At 55.6% G+C, this 17,098-nt stretch carries 16 protein-coding genes and 1 pseudogene; all 17 read right to left on the reverse strand.

Features of this window, described 5'->3' with window-relative positions; translation table 11 throughout:
* Nucleotides 1–11: 11 nt before the first annotated feature.
* Complete coding sequence (gene dapG / locus MHI24_RS02885; protein WP_340024059.1) at nucleotides 12–1,232, reverse strand: aspartate kinase; 1,221 nt, start codon at nucleotides 1,230–1,232, stop codon at nucleotides 12–14.
* A 218-nt stretch (nucleotides 1,233–1,450) separates the two neighbouring features.
* On the reverse strand, nucleotides 1,451–2,047 hold the full coding sequence (locus tag MHI24_RS02890) for a dipicolinate synthase subunit B (RefSeq protein WP_340024060.1): 597 nt from the start codon (nucleotides 2,045–2,047) through the stop codon (nucleotides 1,451–1,453).
* Nucleotides 2,048–2,944 (reverse strand): dipicolinate synthase subunit DpsA, encoded by an 897-nt coding sequence (gene dpsA, locus MHI24_RS02895; protein WP_340024061.1) that lies wholly within the window; start codon nucleotides 2,942–2,944, stop codon nucleotides 2,048–2,050.
* A 201-nt stretch (nucleotides 2,945–3,145) separates the two neighbouring features.
* A complete protein-coding gene (gene dut / locus MHI24_RS02900) occupies nucleotides 3,146–3,592 on the reverse strand; it encodes a dUTP diphosphatase (protein WP_340024062.1) in 447 nt (148 codons plus the stop codon).
* The gene (locus tag MHI24_RS02905; protein ID WP_340024063.1) at nucleotides 3,570–4,835 is read right to left on the reverse strand and encodes a pitrilysin family protein; all 1,266 of its coding nucleotides are present in this window, start codon (nucleotides 4,833–4,835) and stop codon (nucleotides 3,570–3,572) included. Before MHI24_RS02905 ends, dut begins: the two co-directional genes overlap by 23 nt.
* Before the next feature lie 84 nt (nucleotides 4,836–4,919).
* The gene (locus tag MHI24_RS02910) at nucleotides 4,920–5,903 is read right to left on the reverse strand and encodes a polysaccharide deacetylase family protein (RefSeq protein WP_340024064.1); all 984 of its coding nucleotides are present in this window, start codon (nucleotides 5,901–5,903) and stop codon (nucleotides 4,920–4,922) included.
* Nucleotides 5,904–6,111: 208 nt separating this feature from the next.
* Nucleotides 6,112–8,214, reverse strand: coding sequence for a polyribonucleotide nucleotidyltransferase (pnp, locus tag MHI24_RS02915; protein WP_340024065.1), 2,103 nt, complete (start codon nucleotides 8,212–8,214; stop codon nucleotides 6,112–6,114).
* 226 nt (nucleotides 8,215–8,440) lie between these two features.
* On the reverse strand, nucleotides 8,441–8,710 hold the full coding sequence (gene rpsO, locus MHI24_RS02920) for a 30S ribosomal protein S15 (RefSeq protein WP_019910460.1): 270 nt from the start codon (nucleotides 8,708–8,710) through the stop codon (nucleotides 8,441–8,443).
* 151 nt (nucleotides 8,711–8,861) lie between these two features.
* A complete protein-coding gene (locus MHI24_RS02925) occupies nucleotides 8,862–9,809 on the reverse strand; it encodes a bifunctional riboflavin kinase/FAD synthetase (protein WP_340024066.1) in 948 nt (315 codons plus the stop codon).
* A 54-nt stretch (nucleotides 9,810–9,863) separates the two neighbouring features.
* Nucleotides 9,864–10,778 carry a tRNA pseudouridine(55) synthase TruB gene (gene truB / locus MHI24_RS02930; protein WP_340024067.1) on the reverse strand — a complete coding sequence of 305 codons (915 nt, stop codon included), beginning with the start codon at nucleotides 10,776–10,778 and terminating at the stop codon, nucleotides 9,864–9,866.
* Nucleotides 10,775–11,752 (reverse strand): bifunctional oligoribonuclease/PAP phosphatase NrnA, encoded by a 978-nt coding sequence (locus MHI24_RS02935; RefSeq protein ID WP_340024068.1) that lies wholly within the window; start codon nucleotides 11,750–11,752, stop codon nucleotides 10,775–10,777. Before MHI24_RS02935 ends, truB begins: the two co-directional genes overlap by 4 nt.
* Nucleotides 11,753–11,778: 26 nt before the next feature.
* Complete coding sequence (gene rbfA, locus MHI24_RS02940; protein WP_340024069.1) at nucleotides 11,779–12,126, reverse strand: 30S ribosome-binding factor RbfA; 348 nt, start codon at nucleotides 12,124–12,126, stop codon at nucleotides 11,779–11,781.
* Nucleotides 12,127–12,144: 18 nt separating this feature from the next.
* The gene (gene infB / locus MHI24_RS02945) at nucleotides 12,145–14,814 is read right to left on the reverse strand and encodes a translation initiation factor IF-2 (RefSeq protein ID WP_340026590.1); all 2,670 of its coding nucleotides are present in this window, start codon (nucleotides 14,812–14,814) and stop codon (nucleotides 12,145–12,147) included.
* A pseudogene (locus MHI24_RS02950) lies at nucleotides 14,812–15,097 on the reverse strand (ribosomal L7Ae/L30e/S12e/Gadd45 family protein); the annotation flags it as partial. The pseudogene MHI24_RS02950 and the gene infB, both read right to left, overlap by 3 nt.
* Before the next feature lie 25 nt (nucleotides 15,098–15,122).
* Nucleotides 15,123–15,437 carry a YlxR family protein gene (locus MHI24_RS02955; protein ID WP_340024070.1) on the reverse strand — a complete coding sequence of 105 codons (315 nt, stop codon included), beginning with the start codon at nucleotides 15,435–15,437 and terminating at the stop codon, nucleotides 15,123–15,125.
* Nucleotides 15,438–15,466: 29 nt separating this feature from the next.
* The gene (nusA, locus tag MHI24_RS02960; RefSeq protein ID WP_340024071.1) at nucleotides 15,467–16,564 is read right to left on the reverse strand and encodes a transcription termination factor NusA; all 1,098 of its coding nucleotides are present in this window, start codon (nucleotides 16,562–16,564) and stop codon (nucleotides 15,467–15,469) included.
* 26 nt (nucleotides 16,565–16,590) lie between these two features.
* Nucleotides 16,591–17,058, reverse strand: a complete 468-nt coding sequence (gene rimP, locus MHI24_RS02965; RefSeq protein WP_238653754.1) for a ribosome maturation factor RimP — start codon at nucleotides 17,056–17,058, stop codon at nucleotides 16,591–16,593.
* Nucleotides 17,059–17,098: the final 40 nt, after the last annotated feature.

Genomic DNA, 17,098 nt, shown 5'->3' on the forward strand with positions numbered 1-17,098 from the left:
ATTCCTCCTTGTCAGCGGTGCAATTCAAACTTTCCGTGCAGGGCCCGGACCGACTGCACCATATCTTCCTTCTTCACCAGCACCCAAATCGTTGTATTGGAGTCAGCCGACTGCAGAATCTGTATGCTCTGCGAGCTGAGCGCTTCCACAATACGCGCCATAATCCCCGGAACGCCGTTAATGCCTCCGCCGATGACCGAGACCTTGGCGCAGCCGGACAAGCTCTTGGGACGCAGACCCAACTCCTGCAGCGCGGCAATCGCCTGCTCCGATTTGTCATCGAATACCGTATACACCGCCTCGGTCGGAGTGACATTGATGAAGTCCACGCTGATCCCGTTATCCGCCATGCTCTTGAAGATCTGCAGCTGCACACCGGTTCCGTTCCCGTCCGGGCATTCCACCGAGATCTGGGTAATATTGCTGACATAAGCAACCCCGGTAACCAGCCGGTCCACCACTCCGCCCGCAATATCGTTGAAGCCTTCAGGATGGGTTACCAGCGTTCCTTCCGCCTCCGAGAAAGTGGAGCGGACGCGTACCGGAATCTGAGCCTGCATTGCAATCTCGACCGCCCGGGGATGAATGACCTTGGCCCCCTGATACGCCATGTTGCAGATTTCGGTGTAGCTGACATAGGCAAGCTGTCTGGCATCTTCTACGATACGCGGATCGGCGGTCAGAATGCCGTCTACATCCGTATATATATCAACCATTTCAGCACGCAGCGCAGCCCCGAGCGCAGTCGCTGAGGTATCGCTTCCCCCGCGGCCGAGAGTAGTGAAGTCCCCGGCTTCTGTCTGTCCCTGGAATCCCGTTACGATAACTACCTTGTTCTCGCGCAGCTCGCGCAGAATGCGTTCTGTCCGCACATTCAGAATCCGCGCATTGCCATAATTATTGTCGGTCAAGAATCCGGCTTGTGCGCCGGTCAGCACAGTCGAACGAATCCCCTCCTGCTCCAGCAGGCCGCACAGATTCGCCGCCGAGATGATCTCCCCGCAGCACATCAGCAGATCCCGCTCCCTGGCCGGCAGGGCATTGCCGCTCTGAGCGGCCAGATCTAGCAGCGTATCGGTCGCATAAGGCTCCCCCTTGCGCCCCATCGCCGAGACCACCACGACCAGGCTGAACCCGCTGGCGAGCTCGCGTTTGACATGACGGACCACATGCTCCCTGGCCACCGGGGTGGAGAGTGAGGTTCCGCCGAACTTTTGCACTAGAATACCCATGTATAATTCCTCCATTACTTCTCTCAGCAACCCTGAGTGGACCCTTCATGAGAACAATCACTTCCGTCAGCGGAAGCGTCGTCCTCACGATAACCTAATCTAAGTATAGTGTAAAATTGTTCGTGCCGCCCCCGGAACGGGGACGGCAGCAAAGAAGCGTATCTGATCAGCAGCTGAACATGCCATCTGCCGGGCAGAGACGGTTATCATTCTGTGAGCTATGCGGAATGGAAGCGCTCGATCAGCATCGGCTGCAGCTGGTTGCCCTGCAGGGCGGCATAACAAGCCTCGGGAATCAGGTCCATCTGCGCCACTAAGGAGTTCGGCTTACCGACCGGATTATCCTGCCCGAAGGGAACAAAATAAATATGCTTCGCCACCAGCAGCTTCGCGATATTGGCTGCATTCAGCCCAAGCCCGTCATTGGTCGAAATAGCCAGCACAATCGGACGTCCGTTGCGCATCTGCGATTTGGCGGCCATCAGCACCGGACTGTCCGTCATGGCGTTCGCCAGCTTGCTGGTGGTATTCCCCGTGCAGGGAGCGATCGTCAGCACATCCAGCAGCTTGGAAGGCCCCAGCGGCTCCGCTTCCACAATCGTAGAAATGATATCATTCCCGGTTATATCTTTCAACTGTTTTAACCAATTTTCCGAGGTTCCAAAGCGGGTATCCGTATTCAGTACCGATGATGACACAATCGGCACCACCTTTGCGCCGCCATCCATGAACCGCTGGATCTGCGGCATCACCTCCGCAAAGGTGCAGTGAGAGCCGGTGATGGCATAGCCTACCGTTTTACCGTGCCAATCCATTCATTCATCCCCCCTGATTAAAGTCTCGTCCAAGATCGACTGTACCAGTGCACCTGCCATAATTAATCCGGCACTCTTGGGGGCAACAACTCCGGGCAGACCCGGAGCCAGCATCGCCTTGATTCCGCGCTTCTCGGCATAGCGGAAGTCGCAGCCGCCCGGGGCGGAGGCCAAATCGATGATTACACAGTGCTTCTGAAGCCGTGACAGAACCTGGGCATCAATAATCATGCCCGGTACGGTGTTGAAGATCAGATCCGCTTCAGGTGCATGAAGCAGCAGATCTGCGGTCATGAACGGCTTCCAGCCCATCTCCTCTGCCCTGGCATAATGCTCCTGCTTCCTTACGCCCACCTTCACCTTCGCCCCGATTCCCTGCAGGGTCCTGGCCATGGTGAAGCCGGTTCTGCCCATCCCCAGCACCATGGAGGTGGAGCCGTGGATGGTGAAATCGGTATTCTGAATCGCCATGACGAGCGCGCCTTCCGCTGTAGGAATAGAGTTATAGATGGCGACATCGTCTCTGTTCAGCAGCTCCACCAGCTTGAGAGAATGCCCGGCACACAGTCCGCGCAGATAGCTTTTGGCCATACCTGTATACACAACCGCACCGGGCGGCAGCGCAGCGATATGTTCTTCCCGCAGCTGCAGCCGTTCCGAGGAGAACAGCGCATTAATATAACCTTCATCATCGCAGCCGACCGTCGGCAGCACCAGCACATCCGCTCTGCCCAGCAGCTCTGTTGACAGCTGTTCCAGGTGTACCCCCGGGCATGGGGTTTCCCACTGATCGAACCCGGCAGCGCTTACCGACCCATCCATTTCCACACATTTCCGTATCACTTCAATTTGTCTCGCGTCCCCGCCCAGGAACACGATCCTGATGCCAGTAAGCATAGGGATGACGCTCCTTTCCACAACCACATTCGACTATAAAGCATCTTATGCCGGAAGCGCCCGATGGGTGAAGAGCACAGCGAATTCTAATTCCCCGCTCAGTGCAGCTTTAGTTCAGGCGGAATATAAAAAAAGCCTGCGGCTGCACCCGAGAGGGCAACATCCGCAAGCTTATTTGTACCGCTTCTATGATAAGGACACTTATTTGCCGGTATGGCCGAAGCCGCCCGCGCCGCGCTCGGTTGCGGACAGCGTGTCCACTTCCACCAGCGACACCGCTGGAACTGCCTGGAACACCATCTGGGCAATCCGCTCGTTGCGGGCGATCGCAAACGGCTCCTGTCCCAGATTAATCAGCAGCACCTTAATTTCCCCCCGGTAATCGGCATCGATCGTACCCGGTGTGTTCAGGCAGGTAATTCCATGCTTCAGAGCCAGACCGCTGCGCGGGCGGATCTGCGCCTCCAGCCCGTCCGGCATCGCCAGGGCTATGCCGGTAGGAATCAGCTTCCGCTCGCCGGGAGCAAGCACCACAGCTTCTCCTACAGCGGCATACAGATCATACCCGGAGGCCTGCTCTGACATTTTGCAGGGCAGCTGAACATCCTCGTTCCCCGGAAGCTTGTTAATTTGAACGTAGTACGACAAGATCATCTCTCCTAACATTGTCTATCGCTTTATCTGTAGAGCCGACCATGGCCAGCGACAACGGCTGGGCGAACATTTCATCCAGCAGCGCCCCCATGTCATCCATGGTCACAGCCCCTATTTTGGCTATCATCTCATCCAGTGTATCCAGCCTGCCGAGCATCAGCTCGTTTTTGCCCATCCGGTTCATCCGGCTGCTCGTGCTCTCCAGGCTCAGAATCAGGCTGCCCTTGAGCTGCTCCTTGCCTTTGCGCAGTTCATCCTCGCTCAGGCCGTTCACGGCAAGATCATGCAGCATCTCCTTGATCAGCTCCGTGACCTCCTTGGTCTGCTTCGGCGCTGTTCCGGCGTAGACAGTGAACAAGCCGCTGTCGGCCTGGGCGCTGTGGTAGGAGAACACCGAGTAAGCCAGACCGCGCTTCTCGCGGATCTCCTGGAACAGCCGCGAGCTCATGCCGCCGCCGAACGCATTGTTCAGCAGAGCCATCGGATACTGCAGCTTGCCGCCGCTCTGGACGCCCGGCAGGGAGATGCAGATATGGTTCTGCTCTGTTTTCTTCTTGCGGAACACCAGCTCGCCCTGATACACCGGCTCAGTCAGCGCAGCGGCTGTTCCGTGATTCGTGAAGCCCCCGAAGTGCTGCTCCAGCAGCGGGATCAGCCCGTCGTCAATGTTGCCGGCCACGCTGATTACCGTATTCTCAATGGTATACTGCTCTTTCATGTAGCCCCGCAGGTCATCCGGCGTCATCTCCAGCAGGCGGTCCTTCAGCCCCAGGATCGTATACGCCAGCGGATGATTGCCGTAAGCGGCCTCACACATCAGTTCATGAACGAGATCATCCGGCGTGTCCTCGCACATGGCGATTTCCTCCAGAATGACATTTTTCTCTTTGGCCAGCTCCTCCGTGTCCATCCGCGACCGGAAGAACATCTCCGCCAGCACATCCACGGCAATCGGCAGATGCTCATCCAGCACCTTGGCATAGAAGCATGTATATTCCTTGGAGGTAAAGGCATTGACATTGCCGCCGATCGCATCGAACTGCTCGGCAATCTCCTTCGCACTGTACCGGTCCGTTCCCTTGAAGAGCATGTGCTCGATGAAATGCGAAATCCCGTTGTTGAGCGGGTTCTCATGGCGGGAGCCTGTCTTGACCCAGATCCCGAAGGAGACGGATCTTCCGGTCGGAATCCGCTCGGTCACTACCCGCAAGCCGTTCGATAATGTTATTTTATCCAATAGTACAATCCTCCTGGCACAGCCCCTGGTTCTGTCTGTATTTGTTATTCGCGCCTTTTATCCTATCAGAAATAGGCCGTTCACTCAACTTCCGTTAGGAACAATCCGGCCCGGAGAGAGTGTCTGGCTTACTGTGCCAAGCTGCAGTCCCTTGGCCCGGATGCCCCGGATCATCCCCCTCAGCGCTTTGGAGGAAGAGGACGTCGGGTGCATCAGCACCAGGGTTCCGGGCTCGGCCCGGCTGGTGATCTTGGCGATGACCGAATCCGGAGACGGATTGCGCCAGTCCACCGTATCCAGCGTCCAGAGCACCGTCTTCAGGCCCAGCGAAGCGGCGATCTCCACCGTCTGCTGATTGAAATCCCCCGAAGGCGGAGCAAACCAGGTGTTGGTCACGCCAAGGCTGTCCTTCAGCAGCTTCTGCGTCTTCTCGATCTCAGCGGTCGCACGCGCCCGGCTAAGCTTGCTCATATCAGGATGGCTGTACGCATGATTCTCCACCTCATGGCCGCGCTTCAGCATCTCTGCAGCCAGCTCCTTGTTCTTGCTGAGCCAGCTTCCGTCCAGAAAAAAGGTCACCTTCACCTTCTCCGCATCCAGAATATCGAGCATCGGGATAATATACTCGTTGCCCCAGGCCACGTTAATCATCAGCGAGACCATCGGCTTCGCCGGATTGCCCCGGTAGATCGGCTGCGCTCCCAGATCACTCAGTGATACCTTGGGCTTAATCTCCCGGTATACCAGCCTGAGATCCTCCGACGGCCCCCGCAGCACCGCATTGCGGTAAGTAGCCTCCACATCGACCTCAAGCCCGTTATATCCCGGTATAGCTTTCCATACGCGGTCAAGGACTGCATCGACCGGTGGTGCATTCAGCTCCTTGGCCTTGGCCATGATCTTCTCCCGTAATTCATTACTGCTCTGCTCCACAGCACGGCTCATCACGGCTGCATCCGCCTGCGGCTTGAGCCCGGCAAACATCTCCTTCACCGGCCCGTCTGTGCTGCCAATCCCGATTACCACAGCGATACAGGCCAGTACAAGCGCTGCCTTGTCCGTCTTCATGACATATGTCCTCCCCGGCCGATAACGGTCTGATCCGTCCCCGCAGCAATGGTAACCGTGCAAGGACGCTTTGTCCCAGCCTATGTCAGAAGCGCTGCAATTATAACATATATCTCCAAAAAAAAGAGCCAGAACCATAAGGCTTCTGTCTCTCCTTGAGAACATTAAGTTACATCCGCTTGTAACGCAAATTGCGATTATGATGAGCTTAAGCCTTGGCTCCGCTCTCCGCAGTCAGCACAGCTTTGCGTGACAGGTTCACGCGGCCCTGCTGGTCGATCTCCGTTACCTTCACAGTGATGATATCACCGATGGCTACGACGTCTTCCACTTTCGCCACACGTTCCGTCGACAGCTGGGAAATATGCACGAGCCCGTCTTTGCCGGGGATCAGTTCCACGAAGGCGCCGAACTTCTCGATCCGTCTAACCGTACCGGCATAAATCTCGCCGACCTGGATTTCCTTCACAATCCCTTCGATAATTCCACGGGCCTTCTGGATCATCGCTTCATCAGAGGAGCCGATAAAGACGCGGCCATCCTGCTCGATGTCGATCTTTACGCCGGTTTCTTCAATGATTTTGTTGATGATCTTGCCGCCGGCACCGATAACATCACGGATTTTGTCCGGGTTGATGTTGATGATAATAATCTTAGGCGCATACGGGGACAGGCTTGGTCTTGGCGCGGAGATCGCTTCATTCATTTTGCCCAGGATGAACATGCGGCCTTCTTTGGCCTGCTGCAGCGCATCCTGAAGAATTTTGCGGTCGATACCGTCGATCTTGATGTCCATCTGAATCGCGGTTACGCCTTCTGCTGTACCAGCTACCTTGAAGTCCATATCACCGAGGTGATCTTCCATGCCTTGGATGTCAGTCAGGATGGACACATGCTCTCCGTCCTTGATCAGACCCATCGCCACACCCGCAACCGGCGCTTTGATCGGCACCCCTGCGTCCATCATCGCCAGGATACTGGCACAGATACTCGCCTGGGAGGTCGAGCCGTTGGATTCAATCGCTTCCGATACGAGACGGATCGTGTACGGGAATTCAGTTTCACTAGGAATCACCTTGGACAACGCGCGTTCCCCGAGCGCACCATGGCCGATCTCGCGGCGTCCCGGAGCTCTCAGCGGACGGGCTTCCCCTACGCTGAACGGAGGGAAGTTGTAATGATGCATGAAGCGCTTGGTCTCCGCCGGATCAATACCGTCCAGAATCTGCACATCGCCGAGTGCCCCCAGTGTACATACGCTGAGAATCTGGGTTTGTCCGCGTGTGAACAGACCGGAGCCGTGAGTGCGCGGCAGCAGAGCTGTGTCGCATTCAATCGGACGGATCTCATCCAGCTTACGGCCGTCAGGGCGTACCTTATCATGCGTGATCAGGCGTCTGACTTCGTCCTTCACGATATCGTGCAGCACTTCTTTGACATCTTTCAGAAGCTCAGGTGTCTCTATGTATTTCTCTGCGAAATACTCCACCGTCTCATTGTTGATCAGGTCGATCGCATCCTGGCGGGCATGCTTCTCGGCAATTCTGACCGCTTCGATCAGACGGCTTCCTGCATAGGCGCGCACATCGGTGTTAACGTCTGCGTTCACCGCATGCAGCTTCACTTCCATCTTCTCCTTGCCGGCTACGGCAACGAGCTGCTCAATGGTAGCCACAATCTTGCGGACCTCTTCATGTCCGAACATAATCGCTTCCAGCATTACATCTTCAGGCACTTCATTCGCTTCCGCTTCCACCATCATGATGGCGTCCTTGGTGCCGGCTACAACGACATAGATATCGCTGATGGCCTGCTGGGCAACATCCGGGTTGATGATGAACTCGCCGTTAATCCGACCGACAGCTACGCCGCCGATTGGACCGCTGAACGGTACATCGGAAATACTCAGCGCTGCGGAAGTACCGATCATAGCAGCAATATCCGGCGCACAGTCCTGATCCACGCTCATGACCAGATTGAGGACCTGAACGTCATTGCGGAACCCTTCCGGGAACAATGGACGAATCGGACGGTCGGTCAGACGGCTGGACAGAATCGCTTTCTCGCTCGGACGTCCTTCACGCTTGATGAAGCCGCCGGGAATTTTGCCTACCGCATATAATCTTTCCTCATAGTTCACCGTAAGCGGGAAAAAATCCAGGTCCTTCGGTTCACTCGACGCTGTAACCGTACACAATACAGAAGTGTCGCCGTAACGCACCATAACTGCTGCGTTCGCTTGCTTGGCCAAACGGCCCGTCTCCAGCACCAGGCGTCTGCCGCCAAGCTGCATTTCCACACGTTGTTCCATAAAACCCCTCCTTAAATGGCATTCATTGTGCTCTGTATGTTCTACAAGCAAAAACGGCTTGTCCTCATACGGAGGTGATCTAGCCGTTCTGTGCTAATCCTATCTGCTTGTCAATTGTAAAAGTTTACCCTAAATTTTCAAAAAGCAACCCGGCTGTCCCGCTGTCGCTCGTAAGAAGGACATACGGTATACAACCAGGCTGCTTTAGGGTTCATCTTATGGAAAATTAACGACGCAATCCCAGTTTTTCGATCAGGGCGCTGTAACGTCTGATGTCTTTGTTCTTCAAATACGCCAGCAGTTTACGACGTTGTCCAACCATCTTCAGCAGTCCGCGGCGGGAATGATGATCCTTCTTGTGCGTACGCAGGTGGTCAGTCAAATTAACGATGTTCTCCGTAAGGATAGCAACTTGCACCTCTGGGGACCCGGTATCGGATTCATGAGTTTTGTGCTCGTCGATCAATTGGTGTTTACGTTCTTGAGTCAATGCCATCCTGTTCACCTCCTTCATTATAATCGCCTGTAGCCTCGTCACCGTCGGTGAGAACAAGCAACCAAGCTAAGGTTCACATGCTGGTCAATCCAGCAACGTTAATCAGTATAGCACCTTCGCAGGCAAAAGTAAACGGCATGTCCGCGAAAGATCAGGAATGTTCCCGGAGACGCTCTTTGGCGGTGACGGCATCGGCGCCGATCTGCGCAATCAGGGCATCAATCGACTCGAACTTGCGCTCCGAACGGATATAGGATACCAGTTCTACCTTCAGCTCATGCCCGTAAATATCTGCTGCAAAATCAAACAAATGCACCTCAAAGCTCGGGGTGGTCACTCCTTCATGGAACGTAGGCTTCACGCCGACATTCATCACACCGTGCAGAACTTCATCCTTGTACAGCACTCTTACGGCATACACGCCCTTGGCCGGAATGACATAGCGGTCGTCCAGCTGCAGGTTCGCCGTCGGGAAGCCGATGGTCCGCCCCCGCTTCTCGCCATGACCGACAATTCCCCGCAGGTGATAACAACGTCCAAACCAGGCATTGGCCTTATCCAGCTCCCCGCTCTGCAGGCATTTGCGGATGCCGGAGCTGCTGACCTTCTCTCCTGCAAGCAGGAACGGAGGCACTGTCTTCACATTCATTACACCGTGTCCCAGCTCGCGGAGCGTCTCGGCATCCCCCTCGCCCTTATACCCGAAGCGGAAGTCGAAGCCGACTACGGCAGTTACGATGTTCAGCGGCAGGAGCATGATGGAGACGAAGTCCGCCGGGCTGACCCGGGAGAGGTCTTCATTGAAATTAATGATATATAAAATCTCGACCCCCATGCCGGCAAGCAGCTCCTGCTTGTCCCGGGAAGGCGTCAAATATCCCTCATAGTCCCCTTTGCCCATGACATCCTTCGGATGGGGATAGAAGGTCATCACGGCGGCCGGAACGCCTGCCTCCCGGGCCAGTTCTACCGCAGATGTAATCACGCTGGCATGTCCCAGATGCAGGCCGTCGAATTGGCCGAGGGCCACAACCTGAGGCTGTGCCGCCTGCGCTGCCGTCTCCGGCAGCATCGGATAGCTTAATGTTATGGTTCTCACGCTGCTCTTCACCTACATTCACAAATAAATTAGAGTCTGCTGTCTAAGTCCTGTCTAGGCCTGGGCGAACACTTTGACCGGTGCAACCGCGCCGGAGGCTTCCAGCGCATAGATTCCAAGGAATTCTCCGCGCTGGTCATACAGCCGGAAATCACCGCTGTCCTTCACTTCGGGCGTAACCGAGCGGGCGGAAAGACGCTGGCCCTGGAGTGCCGCCTTCCGCTTCTCTTCAGCCACCGTATGCCGGGGCATATGGGAAATCGCTTCATCGGCAGCAATCAGATGCTCCTCCAGCGTATCTTCCTTCTTGTACTCGGCGATTTGCTCCAGGGTCAGGCAATGACTGGCCGGGATGCCGGCTGACATGGTCCGCACCAGCTCCACCATCACACCCGGAACCCCAAGCTTGCGCCCGATATCCACACAGAGGGTGCGGATGTAAGTCCCTTTGGAGCATAATACCCGGAAGGTTATATCGGGGTACTTGCCGTTCCAGACCATGCGCTGCATTTCAATCTCATAAATCTCCACTTCACGGCTCTTGCGCTCTACGGTCTTGCCTTCTCTTGCCAGCTCGTACAGTCGCTTGCCGTCCACCTTAACCGCTGAGTACATTGGAGGCACCTGCGAGATCACACCCTTGAAGGAGTCCAGCACCGCCAGTACCTCGGCCTCGGAGACCTGAACCTCGTCCACAGATTCGGTAATGGTTCCGGTCAGATCCTCAGTATCGCTGGCCAGTCCCAGCCTGAGTGTCGCTACATATTCCTTGGGCAGCTCCTGAATATACTCAACGACCCGTGTAGCCCGTCCCAGGCAGAGCGGCAGCACGCCGGTAACCTGCGGGTCGAGCGTTCCGGTGTGACCGATCCGCTTCATGCCCAGTATGCGCCGTGCTTTGGCCACCACATCATGTGAAGTGAACCCGGCCGGCTTATAGACGGCCAGCACTCCTGTCAGCTCACTCATAAATGACGCTTAACCTCCTCCAGCACCAGGGCAACCGCCTCTTCGAGCGTTCCGTTAATCCTTGCCCCGGCAGCACGGGTATGCCCGCCGCCGCCGAAGGCCTGTGCCAGCGCCGCTACATCCACCTTGCCTGCGGAGCGCAGGCTGGCCTTCACGGCCTGATCGTCGATGACCTTGAACAGAATGCCGACCTCAACCCCGCGGATGTTGCGCGGATAATTGACAATCCCTTCAAGATCCTCGTTCGCAGCTCCGCAATCCAGCATGTCCTGGGGCGTTACATACAGCCAGGCGATGTCCCCTTCGGGACTCAGTTGAAGGGTACTGAGCGCACGGTTCAATACCTTCACCTGGGGAAGGGTCATCTCTTCAAGCAGGGTCTCAGCCAGATCAGGACCATTCACGCCCAGCGCCAGCAGCTCGGATACAGCCGCCATCACCTTAGGCGAGGTATTGCTGTAGCGGAATCCGCCGGTATCTGTCAGCAGTCCGGTATAGACCGCTGTGGCGATATCGATATCCCACTCCACCTCGAACGTCTTCAGCAGATCGAACAGAATCTCCGCTGTGGCTGCCGCATCCGGCTTGATCAGCGTCACCGAACCATACCCGTTATTCGTTGGATGATGATCGATATTCAGTATGAGTGCATCACTGGCGAAATGGTGCTGGGTCAGCCCCACCCGCTGGAAATCAGCACAATCCACACAAATGATATGGCTGAACTTGCGCGGCAGCTTCTCCGCAGACAGATTCACAATCTGATCGGCATGCCACAGATATTCCATCCGCTTCGGAATCGGCCCCTCGTTCAGCATCGTGTATTTTTTGCCCAGACATGAGAGAAGCCAGCCCACCGCGAGGGTGGAGCTGACTGCATCTCCGTCCGGCTGAACATGCGACACTACAAGATAATCGTCGTGTTCCAGCAGAAACTTACGCGCCTGCCGGAGACTTTGTTCATAGCTCTGCATTCGCCGTCTCCTTTATGTTCCGTAGCCTATTCGTTTTTTTCGATCTCCCCGAGCAGCTTCTCGATATGACTTCCGTAAGCAACGGATTCATCGATCTTGAAGATCAGCTCCGGGGTGTGACGGAGGCGGATCGCCTTGCCGATCTCCGAGCGGAGGAAGCCCCCCGCTTTCTCGATCGCCTTGAGCGAGTCTGACTGCTGCGCCTCGTCTCCGAATACGCTCAGGTATACCTTGGCCTGTGACAAATCATTGGTCACATCTACGCCTGTTACCGTGACGAACCCGACACGCGGGTCCTTCAGCCCGGTTTGGATGAGCTGGCTCAGCTCTTTCTTGATCTGCTCGCCAACCCGTCCGGCTCTGATTTTAGACATGTTGTTTCACCTCTTTGCTTAGCGCTCTACCGTTTCCATGATGAAAGCTTCGATGATATCGCCTTCCGCGATATCATTATAGCGTTCCAAAGTTATACCACATTCATAACCCTGGGCCACTTCTTTGGCGTCATCTTTGAAACGTTTCAAGGTGTCGATTTTGCCTGTGAAGACAACGATACCGCCGCGGATCAGGCGCAGCTCAGCATTGCGGGTAATTTTGCCGTCGGTAACCATACAGCCTGCGACACTGCCCACTTTGCTGATTTTGAATACATTGCGCACTTCAGCGTGGCCGATAACACTCTCTTTATAGACGGGATCAAGCATCCCCTTCATGGCACTTTCAATTTCTTCAATTACGTTGTAGATGATGTTGTGCAGGCGTACATCCACCTTCTCCTGCTCTGCCGCAGCCTTCGTCTGGGCATCCGGACGAACGTTGAAGCCGATCACAATCGCGTTGGAGGCAGCCGCCAGGGTAATATCGGACTCGGTAATCGCTCCGGCACCGCTGTGAATGATCTTCACGCGCACGCCTTCGACTTCGATTTTGGCCAGAGAGCCCTTGAGCGCCTCAACCGAACCTTGTACGTCACCCTTGATAATCACGTTGAGATCCTTGATCTCGCCTTCCTTGATATGCTTGAACAGGTCATCCAGAGTTACACGGGTATTCGTGTTCAGCTCGGACTGGCGCTGTGTGGTAGAACGTCTGTCGGCAATGGCACGGGCTTTGCGCTCGTCCTCGAAGGCCATGAACGGATCGCCCGCCTGCGGCACTTCGGTCAGACCGGTAATTTCCACCGGAGTGGAAGGTCCCGCTTCCTTGATTTTGCGTCCCTTGTCATTGACCATGGCACGGACACGGCCGAAGCAGTTCCCTGCGACAAAAGCGTCTCCGACCTTCAGCGTACCGTTCTGCACGAGAATACGGGCCACCGGTCCGCGGTTCTTATCAAGCTCCGCTTCAATAACTGTACCGCGCGCCCGTTTGTCCGGGTTCGCCTTGTACTCATTCACCTCAGCCACGAGGAGAATCATCTCCAGCAGCTCTTCGAGGTTGATGCGCTGCTTCGCGGACAGGTTAACGAAGATCGTATCGCCGCCCCACTCTTCCGGCACCAGCTCGTAGTTGGTCAGCTCCTGCTTCACCCGGTCAGGGTCTGCACCCGGCTTGTCGATCTTGTTGACGGCAACAATGATCGGAAGTCCGGCAGCCTTGGCATGGTTGATCGCTTCCACAGTCTGCGGCATTACACCGTCATCTGCTGCTACAACGATGATCGTCATATCTGTCACCTGAGCTCCGCGCGCACGCATAGCTGTGAAGGCTTCGTGGCCAGGAGTATCCAGGAAGGTAATTTTCTTCTGGTTGATTTCGACCTGATAAGCACCGATGTGCTGGGTGATTCCGCCTGCTTCGCCGCCGGTCACGTTCGTGGAACGAATGGCATCGAGCAAGGTGGTTTTACCATGGTCAACGTGACCCATGATGGTTACTACCGGCGGACGGGTCATCAGATCCTCTTCGGAGTCATTCTCTTCCACGGTCTCGAAGCTGTCTTCATCGACCGGAATCTTCACTTCTACTTCAACTCCGAATTCACCGGAGAGCAGCAGAATGGTATCGATATCCAGCTCCTGGTTGATGGTGGCCATAACCCCCATCGAGATCAGCTTCTTAATTACTTCCGAAGCATCCTTGTGCAGCAGCTTCGCGGTTTCACCGACGGTCATGCTGCCGCGAACAATAATCTTCTTCGGTGTGTTGTCAATCTTCTCACGGTATACGGTCGGCTGGTTTCTGCCACGGTTATTATTCTTGCCGCCGCGGCCGCGGAAGTTACCGCCCTTGCCGTCTTCAAACCGTCTTTGGCCGCTGTTGTTGCCGCCCGGTCTGCCGCCGGTGGTGTTCTTCTTCGGTCCGCGGTCACCGCCGCGCGAGAAGTCGCCGCCGCTGCCTTGACCTTGGGTACGGTTGCCGCCGCCGGAGCCGCCTTGCGGACGGTTGCCGCCAGTAGAGCCGCCCTGCGGACGGTTGCCGCCGCCTGTGCTAGCCTGCGGACGGTTGCCGCCTGCGGAGCTGCCTTGGGTGCGGTTGCCGCCACCAGTGGTGCTGCCCTGCGGGCGGTTGCTGCCTGCGGAGCTGCCCTGGGTACGGTTGCCGCCTGCGGAGCCGCCTTGGGCGCGGTTGCCGCCGGAGCCGCTTTGCGGGCGGTTGCCGCCTGCGGAGCCGCCCTGCGGACGGTTACCTCCGCCGGAATTGCCCTGAGGGCGCGAGTTCTGCGTTGTGCCTGATCCTTGTGTTCTGCGGGAATCTTGTCCGCTTTGGGGCCTTGGTGACATCGTCGATTGGTTGTTGTTTTGGTTACTGTTCATACCTACCTGCTTTTCCGATTGAATTTTGTTGGCATTCTGAGCACTGTGGGCTTCGGCTGTTACCGCACCGGCAGTTACTGCCGGGCGGCTGCTGGCGCCTGTGTCCCGCTTGGCTGCAGCGTTTGTCTTAATATCCTTGAAGAATTGTTCCACTTTGCTCACGGAGCTGTTCTCCATGACACTCATATGATTATTCACTGGAACATTCAAACGCTTCAGAATTGTAATAATTTCTTTGCTGCTCATGTTTAGAGACTTCGCGTATTCATATACGCGGAGCTTATCTTTGTTATCTTCTTTAGTCAATAACTCCACCTCCGACAGTATCTCCAAGCGTTCTGGAGATCATTTCCGCGAATCCTTTATCCGTAACGGCCAGCACCACGCGCTGGTCTTTACCAATACTTGCACCGAGTTCATCCCGGTGAAATGCGATTGCTAGTGGAATATCGTAGGTCCCGCATTTATCGCGGAACTTCTTCTGGGTATTATCTGAAGCGTCACCCGCCAGGACGACCAGCTTCGCCTCTGAAGACCGTACTGCCTTAAGCACAGCCTCGTCGCCGGTGACAATCTTGCCTGCTCTCATGGCAAGCCCTAAATAAGAAAGTGTCTTACTCTTGCTCAATGTCCTCACTATCCTTCGCTGCCAAAAACTGCTCCTCCACGGATGCAAAATCCCGGGCAAGCTGGGCATAGATTTCAGGACTGACCTGGCATTTCAAGGCCCGGTCCAGTGCTTTGTTTTTTTGTGCCAGCTTGAAATACTCCAGCTTGCCGCAGATATAAGCGCCACGGCCCGACTTCTTGCCTGTCAGATCGATCAGCACTTCACCTTCCGGCGTTCTCACCACGCGAATGAGCTCTTTCTTGGGCATCATCTGCTGGCTGGCCACGCATTTGCGCAGCGGCACCTTTCGTTGCTTCATTAGTAACGCCTCCCGTCAGTCAGCATTCATTAATCAATGGAGACGGAATCCTGATGCATTTCATCATTGGAAGATCTGGGTCTGCCGTATTCCTGCTCCGCCTGGGTCTCGCTCTTGATATCGATCTTCCAGCCGGTCAGCTTGGCGGCAAGGCGGGCATTCTGCCCCTTGATGCCGATGGCCAGCGATAATTGATAATCAGGAACAATAACACGCGCCATCTTCTCAGCTTCAAAGACCTGAACCTCAAGCACCTTGGACGGGCTGAGCGCATTGGCTACGTACTCCTGCACAAGCTCGGAATAGCGGACAATATCAATCTTCTCGCCGCGCAGCTCCGTTACGATGGTCTGTACGCGTGTACCTCTCGGCCCTACGCAGGAGCCGACCGGGTCCACCTCAGGGTTACGCGAGTATACAGCAATCTTGGAACGGAAGCCGGCTTCCCGGGCCACGGAACGGATCTCCACAACCCCGTCAAAAATCTCAGGCACCTCCAGCTCGAACAGACGCTTCAGGAGACCCGGATGACTGCGGGACAGCATGATCTGCGGCCCTTTGGTCGTGTTCTCCACTTTGGTGATATATGCCTTGATACGCTCGCTTTGTTTGAACTTCTCTCCGGGCATCAGCTCGCTCAGCGGAAGCACCGCTTCAATTTTGCCAAGGTCCACATAGATGTTGCGCATATCCTGACGCTGGACAAGGCCGGTGACGATATCATCTTCCTTGTCGATAAAAGCGTTATAGATCAGGCCACGCTCCGCTTCGCGGATGCGCTGGGTCACCACCTGCTTCGCGGTCTGCGCTGCAATCCGGCCGAAATCACGCGGGGTAACCTCCTGCTCGGCGACATCCTCCAGCTGGAAGTGCGGGTTGATCTCCCGGGCGGAGAGAAGCGAGATTTCCGTCCGCGGGTCCAGCACCTCCTCCACAATCAGCTTGCGGGCGAACACCTTGATAACGCCTGTGTTGCGGTTCATATCCACACGCACATTCTGCGCCGCATTGAAATTGCGTTTATAGCTGGAGATCAGCGCAGCCTCGATGGCTTCGAACAGCACATCCTTGCTGATGCCTTTCTCCCTTTCCAGTTCATTCATAGCTTCAATAAACTCCATACTCATGAAATTCCGGTCCCCCTTTCAAGACGTTAAAAAATAATGGCCAATCTCGCACTGGCGACCTTGGCATACGGTACAACATGCTGTTTTTTGCCCGCGGAGATGAGCAGTTCCTCGTTCTCGAACGAGAGCAAACGACCTTCGAATTCCTTGAGTCCCTGAATCGGCTCATACACCGTTACAAAGACATCCTTGCCGACCGCTTTGGCAACATCTGCGGCTTTCTTGAGCGGACGTTCAGCTCCAGGCGAGGATACCTCAAGGAAATAAGCTTCGGAGAACGGATCGTTCTCATCCAGCTTCTGGCTGATATATTCACTGATGGTGCCGCAGTCATCAATATCGATGCCGCCTTCTTTGTCTACGAATATGCGCAGGAACCAGTTCGAGCCTTCCTTCACGTATTCCACGTCCACCAGTTCAAAGCCATTGTCCTCAAGATAGGACCCGAGCAGCTGCTCTACCGTTTGTTTAATTTTGGATTTAGATGTGCTCAAAAGAAAATTACCTCCACGAACTTGTCTTTTGCTATATACC

Origin of the sequence: Paenibacillus sp. FSL K6-1096 (assembly GCF_037977055.1) — a bacterium.
GTDB lineage: Bacteria > Bacillota > Bacilli > Paenibacillales > Paenibacillaceae > Paenibacillus_AQ.